The organism is Bremerella sp. P1 (assembly GCF_028748185.1).
Classification (GTDB): Bacteria; Planctomycetota; Planctomycetia; order Pirellulales; family Pirellulaceae; genus Bremerella.
Map to the genome: position 1 here is coordinate 957,092 of NZ_CP118164.1, position 14,915 is coordinate 972,006.

The 14,915-nt window shown below is 55.1% G+C and carries 15 protein-coding genes; 6 read left to right on the forward strand and 9 right to left on the reverse strand.

All coding sequences use genetic code 11. The annotated features are described in order from the left end of the window. Positions 1 to 107 precede the first annotated feature (107 nt). Both PSR63_RS03990 and PSR63_RS03995 read right to left on the reverse strand, forming a co-directional pair. On the reverse strand, positions 108 to 1,004 hold the full coding sequence (locus tag PSR63_RS03990; RefSeq protein WP_274330938.1) for a mechanosensitive ion channel family protein: 897 nt from the start codon (positions 1,002 to 1,004) through the stop codon (positions 108 to 110). Positions 1,005 to 1,165: 161 nt separating this feature from the next. Next, the gene (locus tag PSR63_RS03995) at positions 1,166 to 2,737 is read right to left on the reverse strand and encodes a sialate O-acetylesterase (protein ID WP_274330940.1); all 1,572 of its coding nucleotides are present in this window, start codon (positions 2,735 to 2,737) and stop codon (positions 1,166 to 1,168) included. A gap of 570 nt (positions 2,738 to 3,307) precedes the next feature. Between PSR63_RS03995 and PSR63_RS04000 the strand changes: the two genes are divergently transcribed. From PSR63_RS04000 to PSR63_RS04015, 4 genes are all read left to right on the forward strand, one after another. Further along, positions 3,308 to 4,003: a 3-keto-disaccharide hydrolase gene (locus tag PSR63_RS04000; RefSeq protein ID WP_274330942.1), complete on the forward strand. Its 696-nt coding sequence runs from the start codon at positions 3,308 to 3,310 to the stop codon at positions 4,001 to 4,003. Between the two features lie 203 nt (positions 4,004 to 4,206). Then, a complete protein-coding gene (locus PSR63_RS04005; protein WP_274330944.1) occupies positions 4,207 to 4,992 on the forward strand; it encodes a metalloprotease in 786 nt (261 codons plus the stop codon). Next, entirely contained in the window at positions 4,986 to 5,783 is a 798-nt protein-coding gene (locus tag PSR63_RS04010) for an SGNH/GDSL hydrolase family protein (RefSeq protein WP_274330946.1), read from the forward strand. The genes PSR63_RS04005 and PSR63_RS04010 overlap by 7 nt, the downstream gene beginning before the upstream one ends. A gap of 361 nt (positions 5,784 to 6,144) precedes the next feature. Then, positions 6,145 to 6,429: a hypothetical protein gene (locus PSR63_RS04015; protein WP_274330948.1), complete on the forward strand. Its 285-nt coding sequence runs from the start codon at positions 6,145 to 6,147 to the stop codon at positions 6,427 to 6,429. Positions 6,430 to 6,601: 172 nt separating this feature from the next. Here the strand turns inward: PSR63_RS04015 and PSR63_RS04020 are convergent, their stop codons facing one another. From PSR63_RS04020 to PSR63_RS04030, 3 genes are all read right to left on the reverse strand, one after another. Then, positions 6,602 to 7,669: an Mrp/NBP35 family ATP-binding protein gene (locus tag PSR63_RS04020; protein WP_274330950.1), complete on the reverse strand. Its 1,068-nt coding sequence runs from the start codon at positions 7,667 to 7,669 to the stop codon at positions 6,602 to 6,604. 87 nt (positions 7,670 to 7,756) lie between these two features. Continuing rightward, positions 7,757 to 8,110 carry a hypothetical protein gene (locus PSR63_RS04025; protein ID WP_274330952.1) on the reverse strand — a complete coding sequence of 118 codons (354 nt, stop codon included), beginning with the start codon at positions 8,108 to 8,110 and terminating at the stop codon, positions 7,757 to 7,759. Between the two features lie 158 nt (positions 8,111 to 8,268). Further along, positions 8,269 to 9,642 (reverse strand): sigma 54-interacting transcriptional regulator, encoded by a 1,374-nt coding sequence (locus PSR63_RS04030; protein ID WP_274330953.1) that lies wholly within the window; start codon positions 9,640 to 9,642, stop codon positions 8,269 to 8,271. A 230-nt stretch (positions 9,643 to 9,872) separates the two neighbouring features. Between PSR63_RS04030 and PSR63_RS04035 the strand changes: the two genes are divergently transcribed. Continuing rightward, the gene (locus tag PSR63_RS04035) at positions 9,873 to 11,057 is read left to right on the forward strand and encodes a M20 family metallopeptidase (protein ID WP_274330955.1); all 1,185 of its coding nucleotides are present in this window, start codon (positions 9,873 to 9,875) and stop codon (positions 11,055 to 11,057) included. Positions 11,058 to 11,296: 239 nt separating this feature from the next. Beyond that, the gene (locus PSR63_RS04040) at positions 11,297 to 11,902 is read left to right on the forward strand and encodes a hypothetical protein (RefSeq protein WP_274330956.1); all 606 of its coding nucleotides are present in this window, start codon (positions 11,297 to 11,299) and stop codon (positions 11,900 to 11,902) included. Between the two features lie 385 nt (positions 11,903 to 12,287). Here PSR63_RS04040 and PSR63_RS04045 read toward each other — a convergent pair whose 3' ends face one another. From PSR63_RS04045 to ribH, 4 genes are all read right to left on the reverse strand, one after another. Next, complete coding sequence (locus tag PSR63_RS04045; protein ID WP_274334285.1) at positions 12,288 to 12,569, reverse strand: calmodulin-binding protein; 282 nt, start codon at positions 12,567 to 12,569, stop codon at positions 12,288 to 12,290. Between the two features lie 217 nt (positions 12,570 to 12,786). Continuing rightward, positions 12,787 to 13,779 (reverse strand): signal recognition particle-docking protein FtsY, encoded by a 993-nt coding sequence (gene ftsY, locus PSR63_RS04050; protein WP_274330958.1) that lies wholly within the window; start codon positions 13,777 to 13,779, stop codon positions 12,787 to 12,789. A gap of 97 nt (positions 13,780 to 13,876) precedes the next feature. Continuing rightward, on the reverse strand, positions 13,877 to 14,302 hold the full coding sequence (gene nusB, locus PSR63_RS04055) for a transcription antitermination factor NusB (RefSeq protein ID WP_274330959.1): 426 nt from the start codon (positions 14,300 to 14,302) through the stop codon (positions 13,877 to 13,879). Between the two features lie 104 nt (positions 14,303 to 14,406). Next, complete coding sequence (gene ribH / locus PSR63_RS04060) at positions 14,407 to 14,889, reverse strand: 6,7-dimethyl-8-ribityllumazine synthase (RefSeq protein WP_274330961.1); 483 nt, start codon at positions 14,887 to 14,889, stop codon at positions 14,407 to 14,409. Between the last annotated feature and the right edge of the window lie 26 nt (positions 14,890 to 14,915).

Consider the following 14,915-nt stretch of genomic DNA (forward strand, 5'->3'; position numbering starts at 1 on the left):
CCATTTCGCGAAGTAGCAAGGCAACCAGGCTGTTGCCTTGGCCCCACGTAAAAAGCGGTTACCGGCAAGAAGACGGTAACCGCTTTTTTATTTCTTGAGCTGCCACCCTAAGCCGATTGTTTTTCCGTTTCCTGGAACAAGTGCACGTCGCGCTGTGGGAATGGAATATGGAATCCTTCTTCGTCCATACGCACCTTAATCTCTTCCACGATATCGCATCGCGTCGCCCACCAATCGGAAGTTTGTACCCAGCCGCGAACCTTAAAGATGATCGCGCTATCGCCTAGCTCAAAGACACGAACTTCGACGGCAGGGTCTTTTAAGATCCGCTCGTCCGCTTCCAGGATTTCGATGAAAAGCTGTTTCACGGCACGAATGTCATCGTTGTAGCCACAACCAATTTCCAGATCGATCATACGCGTCGCATGTCCGGTAAAGTTGGTAATGATGTCGCCGGTGATCTCGCCATTAGGAATGATCACCCGCTTGTTGTCGATCGTTCGCATCACGGTATGAAAAATATGTACTTCCTGCACGATCCCGGTCGCACCGCCGACTTCCACGAAGTCTCCCACCCCGAACGGTCGGAACAAAATCAACATGATGCCGGAAGCAAAGTTCGATAGCGAGCTTTGCAGCGCCAGGCCAATCGCCAGACCAGCAGCACCCACGACCGCGGCCAGGGAAGTCGTATTGATCCCCAACTGATTGAGCGCCGCGATCACCACCAGGCCGATCATCAGGGCGTAGGCGATGTTCGAGAGAAATCCTGAGAGCGTGTTATCGATTCGACTACGGTTCAGGGCTCGATTGAACAAGCTGCGAAAGACCCGCGCGGCGACCCAGCCTGCAAAGAGGACCACAATCGCCGCAATCACGTTGGTGATCCAGATAGGTCCCTGCTCGACTACAAAGTTCGAGGCTTCGTTGTAGAACTCCGACAGGCGGGTAATCGCGTCTTGAGGTTCTTTCGCGTCGGGAGCGGCCTGGGCAAACAGCAACATGGATCGTTCTCCGGTCAATCAGATGGGCATAGTGTATAGACGATGCCTCCGATTATCAGCAAGGCGCGCGCCAAGCCAAGATCAATCCAAGAAACGAGTCAGGCCGCTGCTTATGCCCACAGCGGCCTGACGATCGATTTAGAACTACTTAAGGAGGCGAATTACTTCGCGTCCTTGGTGACTCCATCCCAGTCATCCGTACGGAACGGGGTGGCTGGCAGGCCTTGGGCGTTCTGCAAGTTCGACACGGGGTTATCTCCCCAGGCATAACGAACGGCAACAGGCGCTTTCACTTCATCGCTGGAAACACGGACATGGGTTCCATCGACGATCGTTGCCTTGGCGTTGACGAATTTCTTATCTTCGCCTGCGATCGTGAAGCCCTGCAGGGCACGCGTATCGAAATAGTCGAGCTGGCTACCGTAGGTATCAAACTCGAGCACGATCGCACCACCGTCGACCTTCATCGACTTGTAGCGTGGGCTTTGGCTGACGATTTTGTAGCCATACTCGTTGGCCAAAGCCAGGCGAGCCAAACGCTTGGCGACGTCTTGCTTGTTTTTGGGGTGAATGTCCTCCGCTTCGCCCAGGTCGATGATCACCGCTTGTCCCGTGTTCGGAAGCTTGTCGAGCGTCATCGTCTGTGCTTCACGCAGTTCGGCCCAGGCACTGTCGCCTGGTTCCGAGCGTTCCTGCAGGAAGTCAGCCAACTGGACCCAATAGAATGGGAACTCGTCCTGGCCCCACTTATCGCGCCAGTTCTGAATCATCAGTGGGAACAAGTCGCGATATTGATAGGCACGACCAGCGTTCGATTCGCCTTGGTACCAGACCACGCCACGGATGCCGTAACCGATGATCGGATTCAACACGCCGTTGTATAGGTTGGCTGGACGATGCTGATTGGTCAGTGGGTTACGTGGCGCACGTGGCTGGCCGCCTGGCTGTGGCTTGCCATCCTTCTTGGCCTGGGCAGCTTTCTCTTTCCAAGCTTCCAGGTTCTTCTTGTATTGTTCGATCGCTTGCTCGTGGTTGTAAGTCGCTTCGGTCTTTTCCCAGCGTGCCAACAGTTCATCGAACTTGCCACTGCTCTTGAGCAGATCACGCTCAACCCACGCTTCCGCCGAAGAACCACCCCAAGCGTTGTCGATCAGGCCAACCGGCACGTCCAGTGTTTGATGAATCTGGCGACCGAAGAAGTAGCCCACTGCAGAGAAACTACCGACCGTGTCTGGCGTGCAAGCTTCCCACTTGCCGTTGAAGTTGTCTTGTGGGTCTTGCGTACCTACTTGAGGAACGCTGATGAAACGAAGTTGTGGGTAGTTAGCCGTCAACTTTTCGATGTCGGCATCGTTCGACGAGTTCACGTCCCATTGCATGTTCGATTGGCCGCTGCAAACCCAGACTTCGCCAACCAGCACATCGGTAATCACCTTTTCGTCGTCGCCGCTTCGGATAACGACTTCATGAGGACCACCGGCAGGTAGCGGCTTCAGTTCGGCTTTCCACTTACCATTGTCGTTGGCCGTGATGGTCGTTTTTTGATCACCTAACGTGACCGTCACTTCCGCGCCCTTATCCGTGGTGCCCCAAATAAAGATGGGCTTATCACGCTGCAGTACCATGTGATCGGTGAACAAATTCGGCAGCGCCAATTCCGCTTGCACGGAACCAATCAGAAGAAACGCGAAAAGCGTGGCAAGCGTGCCACTCTTCAACCAATGCGAAGTCATGTGGGTATCTCCAGGTAGGAAATCAGGAACAGTTGGTAAGGCAAGACCGATCACTATAGCACAGCCAGAATCGAGAAACAGCCAGTTAAAAAAGGCGCCAGATGCTCTTATTTGAGGGTGAAACGGCTACGATTTTGCGCCAACAACTAAAGCTGGGGGCGATCGTAAGTGGCTCGAAATTAAGAAAAGTTAGCCACAGAGCACACAGAGGTCACCGAGGAGACGGAAGACGGCAGCAGACGACAATGAGTTCAGCCCCTATTCAATATCCGCTTGTGCCCGTGGTCACCCATATTTAAGACAAACAACCCTGCCCATATCCGTGTTCATCTGTGTAATCCGTGGTTCGTTTCCTCTTCTTCTCTGCTCTGTGATCTCGGTGGGCTCTGTGGCTAATCCAAATACTCCCTCCAGGATAGATTTCCCTTGATCATCTACCCTCATGAAACCGAGCCAATGACGCCGCAAACCAAGGGATAGACACCGCATAGAAACTCAACTATTCTGAATTCGGTTAGCACCCTCGTCCCACGCACATCCCCAACAAGATCAGTTAAGGATATTTCCCCCATGAGCCGACTTTGGATCACCCTTCCCTGCCTCACCCTGATGCTATTGGCCGCCGGTACCGTTCGCGCCGAGAACGAAGAAAAGTTCGTACCGCTTTTCAATGGAGAGAACCTGGATGGTTGGGTTCAGAATGGTGGCAAGGCTGAGTACACCGTAGAAGACGGTGTGATCATTGGTACTTCGGTCCCTAAGACTCCTAACAGTTTCCTTTGCACAGAAAAGAAGTACGGCAACTTCATTCTCGAAGTGGAATACATGGTTGATCCGCTGCTCAACTCGGGTATTCAGATCCGCAGCAATGTTTACGACGAACCTAAGACCTACAAGACCGACGAAGGCAAAGAAGTTAAGGTCTCGGCCGGTCGTGTGCATGGCTACCAGGTCGAAATCGATCCTTCGGCTCGCGCTTGGAGTGGTGGTATCTACGACGAAGGCCGACGCGGTTGGTTGTTCAACCTGAAAGACAAGCCTGAAGCCCAAAAGGCATTCAAGCAGAACGAGTGGAACAAATACCGCATCGAATGCCGTGGTGACTCGATCAAGACCTGGATCAATGGCGTACCGGCTGCTGATCTGACCGACGGCATGACCGCCGAAGGTTTCATTGCCCTGCAAGTGCACGGTGTGGGTGGCGACGAAAAGAAAGTCGGCAAGCAGATCAAATGGCGCAACGTGAAGATCATCGAACTCGACTAGTTTCGATCGCTTCACTGACGCTTTCCTCAATTGGCCAGGCCGCGGATAACTTCGCGGCCTGGCTTTTTTTATAGGTCAGCATTCAATTGGGTAAACGAAAAACGTTAAGATGCCCAAATCAATGTCTCCATCGGCGCACCTTGACGACTAGTTCATGAGCGACGGTGGTCCCATTACCCCTGCGAAGAAGAAACGCTCGCCGCATGTTCCTGACCGAACCGAATCAAACCCCTTACGATCTCCACTTCTCGTTGTTCAGCGTCCCCGTGCGTGTCCATCCATTGTTTTGGCTGGTCGCCCTGCTGATGGGATTCAATGGAGGCGATCCGAAGACTGTGCTGTTATGGATCGTGGCGGTCTTTGTTTCGATCTTGGTGCACGAGATGGGACATGCCCTGGTCATTCAATGGTATGGCTGGTCCCCCAGTGTCGTACTCTATTCCTTTGGCGGATTAGCGATCCATAACCCGCACATTCAGTCGAATTATGGTCCCGGAAGGGGCAGACGTAATAAATGGACGCAAATCATTATCAGCCTGGCAGGCCCCGGAGCCGGCTTCCTCTTGGCAGGACTGATCGTGGCGGTTACCTGGGGCACGGGAATTGCTCAATTTCACGTATTCACCTTTGGTGAAACCTTTGTTCCCAATGGCTATACGCTGATCCCTGGCGAACGATTGATGCAGTATCCCTACGTGACGACCCTGCTGCTACAGATGTTGTACATCAATATCTTTTGGGGATTGGTCAATTTACTGCCAATCTGGCCGCTGGACGGCGGCAAGATCTCGCGCGAACTGTTTCAAATGGCCGACGGCGGGATGGCCATCCGCAATTCGTTAATCCTTTCCATCATTTGTGCCGTTGGAATCGCGATCCTGGGCTTTCGAAATGACCTTCGATTCATGGCCATCTTCTTTGCGTTCATGGCGATTCAAAACTATCAAGATTTAAGCGGACCCAACCGAAGTGGAGGCAACCCTTGGTAAGCGAAGCAAACGACCAACTCGAACGGCATCGTTTGATTGTGTTGGGTGCCAGTAACGTTGCGAAAAGTTTAGAGGTGCTGCTCAACGTGGCACCGCACATGATTGCCAAGCCGTTGGAAGTCTACGCGGCGATCGGTCGAGGGCGTTCTTACGGCACCGAATCCAAATTTCTTTTTCGAAGACTTCCAGGAATTTTGGAAAGTGAACTTTGGCCTGCTTTGGAAAGCAGGGCAATTTCCGCAAAGACAAGTTGTGTCATCACCGACATCGGTAACGACCTTCTCTACAGTCGTACGGTTGATCAAATTATTGATTGGTTAGAGCAGTGCATCATCCGTTTGCGACTAACCGCAGGACCGATTGCGATCACCGGAATTCCACTTGCCGGCGTTCGAACTTTAGCGCCCTATAAGTTCCGCGCACTACGCACGTTTATGTTCCCTGGTTCGACTTTGCAACTCGCTACCGTGCAGCAGCGCGCCGAAGAATTAGATGGCCGTTTGCAAGAGCTGGCTAAAGACGACGACATCACGTTTATCCCGCAAAAACCCGAGTGGTATGGCTTTGACCCCATTCATTGGAGACAGCGCAAACGTCCTGAAGTTTGGCACACGATTCTTACCGCGCTAGGTCACTCATCGTTCGATTACACGCGCGTTGAGTCGACCTTCTTTCATGAGATGAAACATTGGATGACGCGCCCTCACAAGCGCACTCTCTTTGGTCAAGAGCAATCAAAAACGCAGCCCGTGATTCAGCGCGGCGCACATCTTACGGTTGCGTTGTACTAAGCGCGCTGCGCGACGCGATTAGGTGTTGTTGGTTTGCTTCGCGCGCGATGAAGAACGCATAGCGCGCGTTGCTCTTCTTGACGCGACCGCCATTTTTTCTCAAAGAACTTTCAAGATGCGTGTGTTGAGATGTGGAAAACGTGTTGCAAAAAAAACGAATATACGTACAACTTACCTCAGCTTCTTTTGTGAATGGCCTTATTAAAGGCACCGGGCTGCATCGGAAGCTGCACTGCCCACAGGGCGCCCGGGTAGATTTTTAAGTTTGTTGCAACCTCGCGAAGTGATGAACGAGTTCGATCGGTTCGACCTTCTTTCATCATCACGCGAACAGCAACGTGATCTTACGGAGGACGTTTAAGTGGCCACAAAGAAGAAAACCGTGAAGAAGGCGGCACCTAAAAAGAAGGCAACCAAAAAGGCTGCTCCAAAGAAGGCTGCCAAGAAGACGGTTAAGAAGAAGACCGTCAAGAAGGCTGCTCCTAAGAAGGCTGCCAAGAAGACCGTCAAGAAGAAGACCGTCAAGAAGGCTGCTCCTAAGAAGGCCGCCAAGAAGACCGTCAAGAAGAAGACCGTGAAGAAGGCTGCCCCAAAGAAGGCCGCTAAGAAGAAGACTGTCAAGAAGAAGACTGCAAAGAAGAAGTAGTCGAAAGACTCGCTTCGAAGAAAAGTAGGACCACGGTCGTCCAACTTTTCCCTCAGCAAGATCACAACGAGACAGAGCCGTTTTCTAACTTAGAAAACGGCTCTAGCATTTTCTTGTGATCCCATTCCGGTCCCCTCGCCCCAGGCGGGGAGAGGGAACTGGAAGTTGTTATCTACAATACAGTTAGCGAAGGGATCGGCGGCTTCTCGGCGGCCGAATCGGCCAACTGCTTCACCAGGTTGTACGCCAGCTTCTCGAACCGAGGTGCGGTGACTTCATTCTGCAGGACGTCACTGGTCTTTCCGGCGTCCCCCTGCTCGCGAATGGAGATGGTAATCGGTACGTCGCCCAAAAACGGCACGTCCAACTCCTTCGCTTTCTTCTCGGCGCCACCTCGTCCGAAGATGTCCCATTCCTTGCCGGTGTCGGGGCAAACGAAGCCGCTCATGTTCTCGACCATCCCCAGAACCGGGATCTTCACTTTACGGAACATGGCCACCGCTTTGATCGCATCCAACAGCGCGACCTCCTGCGGCGTGCAAACGACCACGCTGCCGGTCAGTGGCAATAGCTGACTGAGCGTCAAAGCAATATCACCCGTGCCTGGTGGCATATCGATGATCAAGTAATCGAGCGGTCCCCAATCGGTATCCCGCAGGAACTGAGTCACCGCGCCGTGCAACATCGGACCGCGCCAGATCACCGCCTCGCCAGGCTCGACGATCAAGCCCATCGAGATGACCTTCATGCCATCGACTTCTTTTGGCTGAATCCGTTTTTCGATCACCTCAGGCCGACCACTTACACCCAGCAGATGCGGAATGCTCGGTCCGTAGATGTCGGCATCCATCAAACCAACCTTGGCACCCGATTTCTTCAGTGCGTAAGCCAGGCACGACGCGACGGTGCTCTTGCCCACACCACCTTTACCGGAACCAACCGCAATCACGCTGCGAGCCGTAAGACCAATCTGACCGATCGGTTCGATCTTGCGTTGGTGTTCTCGCAGTTGGACGTTCACTTCCGTCAGATCAGGCACCGCTTTGAGCACCTGTTGCTTGACCAGCTCTTTCGTTTCTTCCCACAGTGGAGCACTATGCGTGGTCAATTCCAGGATGAACGATGCCTTGGTACCGGTGACGTCGACTTCTTTGACCTGATCGGTGGTCGTAATCGAACGACCGCTGTACGGGTCTTTGATACTTTCAAGGGCTTTGATGACTTGTTGGACATCAGCCATGGAGAACTCTCCTTCGAGCGGAAGCAAAGGGCAAGACATTCAAGCCTTGCCGGAAGCGCATTGATTGGGATTGATTGTTGTCGGCGGCTACCAGGGAAGCCATTGGAGTGGGTCGTTATGGTCGGCCGGTTGGTCTTCAGGCTCAGGCAACTGGTTCAGGAACCGCTCGATCGTGCGGCGGATCACTGGAAGCGATCTCGGCCCGATAAAAACGAACCCACTGCCCATCTCCCAACAGGCTCGATGCCATGCTTCCATCCGCTCGTCTAAAAGCAGAAAGACATGACACGCCGGCCAGCGTTGGCGAACTTCGGCAACCTGACGCAAACGAGCCGCGACCTGAGCCGCCGTCATCGAACTCCGCAAGGCAACCATCAACAGCCGCTGACTTTCCTCAGAAAGCAGCTTGGTGACCTCGGATGCTACGCGAACCTCGACCAAACCAACCCTTGCGGTCGGCGAGAGCCCCCGTAACCGGGGAGCCCAGCATGGTTGCGGTTCGTATAGTAAACACCGGCCCGATAAATCCATGAAAACCCTTATTCATCGTAAAAAGCGAGGCCACAAGTGACAACCACGCGAGATCCGCGTCGTACCACTCATTCGAGCCCCCATTGCTCGATCCGACGATGCAGTCGAGCCCTGGAAATGTTGAGCATATTGGCCGCCTGGGTCTTATTTCCCTTGGCCGCCTTCAGTGTTCGCAGCAAAATCTCTCGCTCGTAAGCCTCTAAAGCCGCGTCCAGATCGATCGACTCGGGCTCCTTGGCTTCCAGCTTTTTATGCGGCGCCCGGGAGACGACCGCCGGGAAGTCGGTCACATCCAACGTAAACCCGGTTGCCGTTTGGTGGGCCACGGTCAGCATCTCGTTCAGCTGATCGATATTGCCGGGCCATTCCTGCTGCTGCAAGCGATCGATCGCTTCAGCCGAGATCGATTGAAGCTGGCGATCGGAAGGGATGTTCAGTTCTTCGACCATGGCCTGGGCGATGTATGGTATGTCTTCCGGCCGATCACAGAGCGGCGGCAGTTCGATCTCCAAGGTCGAAATCCGAAACGCGAGGTCTTCGCGAAACTGCCCACGTCGCGCAAGTTCCAAAAGAGACTCTTGGGACGTCGACAGAATCCGCAGGTCGACCCCAATCAAATCCAACATGTGCAACAGTTCGGTCTGCGAGCCTAGATCAAGCTTCTCGGCATTCAATAGCACCAGCGACGCATGGGCAGAGTCTTCTTCGTCTTCGCAGCGGTTGGCAAACGCGCGAATTGTTGTCTGCATGATCTCGGCGTCCATCAGTTCGCCTTCGATCGTAATCACCGGGCCTGCGTGACCTGGGTTGGAAGCGTAACAGATCGTACGAGCGACCTGCTCGCGACCTGTACCTTGCTCGCCGATCACCAGGACCGGCACGCGCGACTGCGACGCCAGGTCGACCAGGCGTCGCACGCGGATCATCGCCGTGCTTATCCCGACCAGGTGACTGACGGAATACCGTCCGCGATACTCGTGACGCAATGCCTGGAGCGTGGCATGAATCTCTTCCTGCGGCTGTAGCGGTCCCCAGTGCGGAAACTTATCAGGCGGCGCGAGCATCACCACCACGTTGCGAACCAAGCCCATGGCTTCCGTGTCTGGCGCGTCGGTGATCGGGTAGAAGACGCCGCGCCATCTGGTTGCGGTCGCATCCGCCCCCGAAGCCAACGTAATGTCGCGGGTAGCCACTTCCCCCAACCAAACGTTGGAAGCAGGACAAAGGTCGGAAACCAACTGCAGGGCTTTCGGCAATTGCCCCAGGCCATGATACCGGGCCGTTTGCTCCAAGAGTTCGTCGCGCGAGACGCCCAGCGCTTTCTCGGCGGCCGCGTTGATGTAACGAACCGTGTTACCTTCACCAAACAAAACGACCGGCCAGGCACAAAGGTCGAACGCCTGGATCAAAAACGTCGTCGGTTTACGGGGAGTCGATGGCACCAGTTAATGTCCACAGGGCTTTAGGCGGCGAAACAAACATGTTTTTGCCAAACTTCGTATTATAAACCAGGTCAACAAACCGCGTGGGATGCTTGTTATAAAACCTGTAAACCAGAACAATGGTAACTTTTAAGTTTTCAGTGTTCCGTTTTCAGTGCAAAAGCGCTGTTCTTCTCTCTTGCTGAAAACGGAACACGGAACACTTCAAACGAAATCCGAAGGATTTACCAATGCCGATGGATGTGGTGGAACTAACGCAGCGACTCGTGCAGGTTCCCAGCGTCAACCCGATGGGGCACAAAGTCGACCAGCCCGAGATTCAGCTCGAGCATCGCGTAGGCGATCTGTTGGAACAAATCTTCCAAGAGATCGGCGTCGAGTACGAACGCATCGAAGTCGCCCCACAACGTGACAACGTCATCGCCTGCCTCCCGGGGACGTCGGACAAGATCGTTGTGCTTGAAGCCCACCAAGACACCGTTCCCGTCGAAGGAATGACGGTCGATCCATTCGGCGGCACCCACGTCGAAAACCGCATCTACGGTCGCGGTTCCTGCGATGTGAAGGGCGGCATGGCAATGTGCCTGGCCGTTCTGTCGCGACTCAAGGAAAACCCAGGCGAGAACCAACCGACGGTCCTGGTGGCCTGCACTGTCAACGAAGAGTGCGGCTTCACCGGTGCCCGGCACCTGGCCAGCACCTGGCACAACAGCAACTCGAAGTTGATCTCGAAACTGCCTGATGCCGTCTTCGTTGCCGAACCAACGTTGATGAATGTGGTCGTTTCGCACAAAGGTGTCATCCGCTGGCGATGCCATGCCCTGGGGCAAGCCGCCCACAGTAGCCGGCCATCGGTCGGCGATAGCGCCATCTACCGCATGGCCGACGTCCTGAAGATCATTCGCGAGTACGAACAAACGGTGCTGGCCAATGCTCCCGAGCAAGGTGCGCTCGGTCCACCAACGATCAGCGTGGGCACGATCTCCGGAGGCGTGAGCGTCAACACGGTGCCTGACTGCTGCACGATCGAGATCGACCGTCGCGTCCTGCCAGGTGAATCGCAAGAGGAGGTCCGCCAGGAAGTGATCGACTATATCGCTTCCAAGATCGACGATCCCGAAAAGGTTCAGCACGACCCACCCTACATGAGTTCGCCCGGCTTGCCGCTGGCCGAGTCGAACCAGGCCTTGGCCAGCCACATCGCCGACGTCGCGAAAGACTTTGGCGTAACCAGCGAGTTCATGCAGGTTGCCTATGGAACCGATTCGCCGGCGTACTTCGCCATCGGCGTACCCTCGGTCGTCTTCGGTCCCGGCTCACTGGCCCAGGCTCACACCAAGGATGAGTTCATCGAAGTCGAACAGCTTTACCAGGCCACAGATATCCTGGAAGCCGTTTGCCGCAAGTTCGGCTAAGAAGAAGACCTAAGCATCTCACGTAAAAAAATCTCTGCGCGCACTATCTTACGGATGCGCTTCGGTGCTAAATTACCCACATAAGACCTCGCAGCATTCTCGCTCCGGGGTGACACGCGAATCTTACCGCGGTGTACCACTGGCCTACGGCCGGTGTCTTCCAAGCGAAATTACCGCTTGCACGCTTCCCCCATATTCACCCGAAGCATAGGCCAATACTCCACGAGAAAGTCTTCACTATGTCATCAGCAAGCCAACAACCTGAAAAAAGCGGATCGCGCTCGCAAGAGAACGTTCCCCAGGTGGTCGTGCGCGCTGGGAAGACCTTTCTATGCTCGTCCTGCGGGACGCTAGTGGAAGTGCCAGCGGATGTCGTGGGGCAGTTGGTAGTTGCCGTCGGTCATTCTCCACAGGATTCGTCCGAAGGTGCCCCAGTAGTTCAGCAAGAGCGTGCAGTTGATGACACGCCCGAGCGATCGACCGGGCAGAAGTCCCGACCTGCCAGACCAGCCCGCCCGAAGCAACCCACGCGGGATTCTTTCACGGGCCAAACCATCGACGGGCTACGCGTACCGTCCTCCCAAGAATTAGACCGCGCGCTGGCGTGGGTCTCGTTCCACCTGAAGGTCCTCGACCGTCAAGGGAGCGAAATCAAGCGATTGAAGAAGCTGCTCAAACAACAGCCAACCGCCCAGGTGCCATGCCCACGTTCGGCCGGGCATGCGAAGAAGGTCACGCTACAAGAAACGCACGAGTTTCCGGGGCAACGCTTGCAGGAACATGCCCAAGCAGACCAGGGCATGGCAGCCAATCGAGACAACCAGCACAAACGCGGACCACCCTGACAATCCTGTCCCCTCTCCCTCGCAGGGAGACGGCCAGGGTGAGGGTTTCTTGAACGACCTTCACCCGACATCGTCAGACAGAGTTCCCAATCAATTGGAACTTAGTTTTCGTATGCGCTGCCAACACGCGACATGCCCCTCACCCTAACCCTCTCCCCTCAGGGGCGAGGGGACCGGAACGCGGGTGCGGATTCATCACCACCTGGGTGCCATGCCCAAGTCTGCTTGGGCGTGCGGCCGCTGCGTGCGCGCATGCAAAAAGACGAGAGCCTGTGCGGGCAAGCTCTCGCCTTTTCAGTGTCTTCAAAATTGAGAGTGTTCCATCCAGGAGAGACATAAGTCTTCTCTTACTGAAAACGGAACACTGACAACTTCCAACTGCCGACTAAAACACGTCCAGCAGGAAGTGGTGACCCGAGTGATACAGACGACCGTTCGGGTACGGGTTCTGCCACTGTTCGTTGTAGACTGGGATTCGCATTTCGGTTGGGTAGCGGTAGTACAGGCTCTCGCGGCTGCGATAGTACTCGGCACCCTGGAAGTTTTGGGGATAGTAGACGTAGGGATAGTGATAGAAACGCTCCCAGTCGTAGCTACCGTAGGTTCCGCCCCAAACGCGGCTGTATGCTTGGTCGCCAGCTTCAACGCTGGAGAAAGTCACCGACATCGAAGCGGCAATGATCAGACCAAATACGATGCGTCGAAACATCGATGATCCCCCTAATACTCAGTTGTGGTTCACTGGAAGTCGTGGCCAATCAACCACGCTCCCCACGGACACGGAGACATGCCGCACCTTAAGCATCGGCGCGTCGGGAAGCAGGAATTAAGCGAAAATCCCGCAGAACCGGTACCACACTCAAATTAGGGAGAACGCTGCGCTGCTAGCTCGCCGCGAACAGGGCATTACAGAATGCTTCAGGGTCGAAGCGTGTGAGGTCTTCCGGCTTTTCGCCCACCCCAATGAACTTAACCGGCAACTCGAATTCCTTGCGGATCGGCACCACGACACCACCCTTGGCGGTTCCGTCGAGCTTGGTCAGCACAATGCCGGTGCACTGGGCGGCTTCCGAGAAGCCCTTGGCCTGGCTGATACCGTTTTGGCCGGCGGTGGCATCCAACACGAGCAAGACTTCATGCGGAGCATCTTCGATCTTCTTGCCAATGACACGACGCATTTTGTCCAACTGCGTCATCAGGTTCTTCTGCGTTTGCAGACGACCCGCCGTATCGATGATGACCACGTCGGCGTTTTGATTGATCCCTTCGTCGACCGCGCGAAACGCCACGCTGGCCGGGTCGCTGCCGGCTTCGCCGCGGATAATCGTCGCACCGAGTCGTTCGGCCCAGATCGAAAGCTGCTCGGATGCCGCGGCACGGAACGTATCGCCGGCCCCCAGCACCACGGAGTTGCCTTGGTCGATGAACCAGCGTGTGAGCTTGGCAATGGAAGTCGTTTTACCGGCACCATTCACGCCGACCACCAGAATCACGGTCGGACCAGCGGCAGCCATTTTGATCGGCTCTTGGTCCTGCTGCATCAGACTAGCGAGTTCTTCCTGGATGTTCTTCAGGATGTCCTCGGTATGGACGACGCGGCCGCGGAAGTCGCGGGCAATGCGGTCCTTGATCTGGTTGGCAGGCCCGGCCCCCATATCGGTACGAATGAGAATCGCGAAGATCTCGTCCAACAGTTCTTCGTCGACCAGGCGACCTTCCGCTTTGAAGAGGTCGCGGATGTCGGTGTTGAGCAGTCGTCGCGTTTTCTCGAGACCTTGCCCCAAGCGACCAAAGAAACCGGCTTCCTTTTCTGGAGCGGCTTCCGCCGAGGTCGTTTCCGCGTCTTCTTTCTTTTTACCGAATCCGAATATGCCCATCGCTACGAATCAATCCTGTTCCCCTGGGTGGGGTGAATGGTTCCATTGGTCCAATGCCAATGTAGCGGAATCGCCGCTGATTGTCTGCCACCGCGGACTACGCAGGCTCGCCACCTTCGGCTTGGATACTTTTGAGAATTCGATCGAGCAAGCCGTTCACAAACTGCGGACTGTGCTTACCACCGAAGCGTTTGGCCAACTCGACCGCTTCGTTAATCGCGACACGCGCTGGCGTGTCAGAGTAGATGATCTCGAACGCACCGAGTCGCAACAAGTTACGATCGGTCGCGGCCATTCGGCGGAGGCTCCAGTTGTCGGCAAAGCGTTCCAACTGCATGTCGATCTTCTTGCGGTGTTCGCGAGTTCCGACCAGCAGATAACGACCGAACTGAATCAGGTTTTCATCATGCTTCAAACGCGCACGCAGAAACTCGTCGGCCAGACGCGGGTCTGCGTCGGGATTGAGATCCTCTTGATAGAGGATTTGAAGAACAACTTCACGTGCTCGACTACGTCTTGCCATGGGAATCTAGAGAATGCCTCGTCTCGAATACGTCTTGCCGGCACACGATGCGATTTTGGGATTTCGCCGGCCAGATTGGTTGAATTATAGCGAGAGTGGCCTGCTCAGGGTTTCGACTCAGGCAGATTTCGCAGAAGTCCCATCATTTCCAGGGCCGCTTCGGCTGCCTCGACCCCCTTATTACCGACGGCTCCCCCTGATCGGCTGATCGCTTGTTCGACCGTATTGCAGGTCAACACGCCAAACGAAACCGGGATTTGACACTCCATCGCCAGGTTGCCCAGCGTTTGGCTGACCTGGGTATTGATGTGCACGTCGTGCGTCGTTTCCCCTCGGATGACACATCCCAGACAAATCACGGCGGCGTATTTACCGCTCCGAGCCATCACCGCGGCGGCCAAAGGAATCTCCCAGGCACCCGGGACCTTGGCCACATCGATGTCGGCTTCGGAAAATCCACGGCTCTCCAACGTCTGCAGCGAACCGGTCAGCAACTTATCGGTGATCGAGATGTTGTAGGTCGAAACGACAATCGCCACGCGGTCGCCCGTGGGGCGGTAATCGGTTCCGGAGTAAATGTTAGGCATGGGAAGTTTTCAGTGTTCAGTGTTCA

Excerpts from the sequence above, each read along its gene's own strand:
- PSR63_RS03990 (WP_274330938.1), bottom strand. The coding sequence starts at position 1,004 with ATGTTGCTGTTTGCCCAGGCCGCTCCCGACGCGAAAGAACCTCAAGAC.
- PSR63_RS03995 (WP_274330940.1), bottom strand. The coding sequence starts at position 2,737 with ATGACTTCGCATTGGTTGAAGAGTGGCACGCTTGCCACGCTTTTCGCG.
- PSR63_RS04000 (WP_274330942.1), top strand. The coding sequence starts at position 3,308 with ATGAGCCGACTTTGGATCACCCTTCCCTGCCTCACCCTGATGCTATTG.
- PSR63_RS04005 (WP_274330944.1), top strand. The coding sequence starts at position 4,207 with ATGTTCCTGACCGAACCGAATCAAACCCCTTACGATCTCCACTTCTCG.
- PSR63_RS04020 (WP_274330950.1), bottom strand. The coding sequence starts at position 7,669 with ATGGCTGATGTCCAACAAGTCATCAAAGCCCTTGAAAGTATCAAAGAC.
- PSR63_RS04035 (WP_274330955.1), top strand. The coding sequence starts at position 9,873 with ATGCCGATGGATGTGGTGGAACTAACGCAGCGACTCGTGCAGGTTCCC.
- PSR63_RS04040 (WP_274330956.1), top strand. The coding sequence starts at position 11,297 with ATGTCATCAGCAAGCCAACAACCTGAAAAAAGCGGATCGCGCTCGCAA.
- PSR63_RS04045 (WP_274334285.1), bottom strand. The coding sequence starts at position 12,569 with ATGTCGGTGACTTTCTCCAGCGTTGAAGCTGGCGACCAAGCATACAGC.
- ftsY (WP_274330958.1), bottom strand. The coding sequence starts at position 13,779 with ATGGGCATATTCGGATTCGGTAAAAAGAAAGAAGACGCGGAAACGACC.
- nusB (WP_274330959.1), bottom strand. The coding sequence starts at position 14,302 with ATGGCAAGACGTAGTCGAGCACGTGAAGTTGTTCTTCAAATCCTCTAT.
- ribH (WP_274330961.1), bottom strand. The coding sequence starts at position 14,889 with ATGCCTAACATTTACTCCGGAACCGATTACCGCCCCACGGGCGACCGC.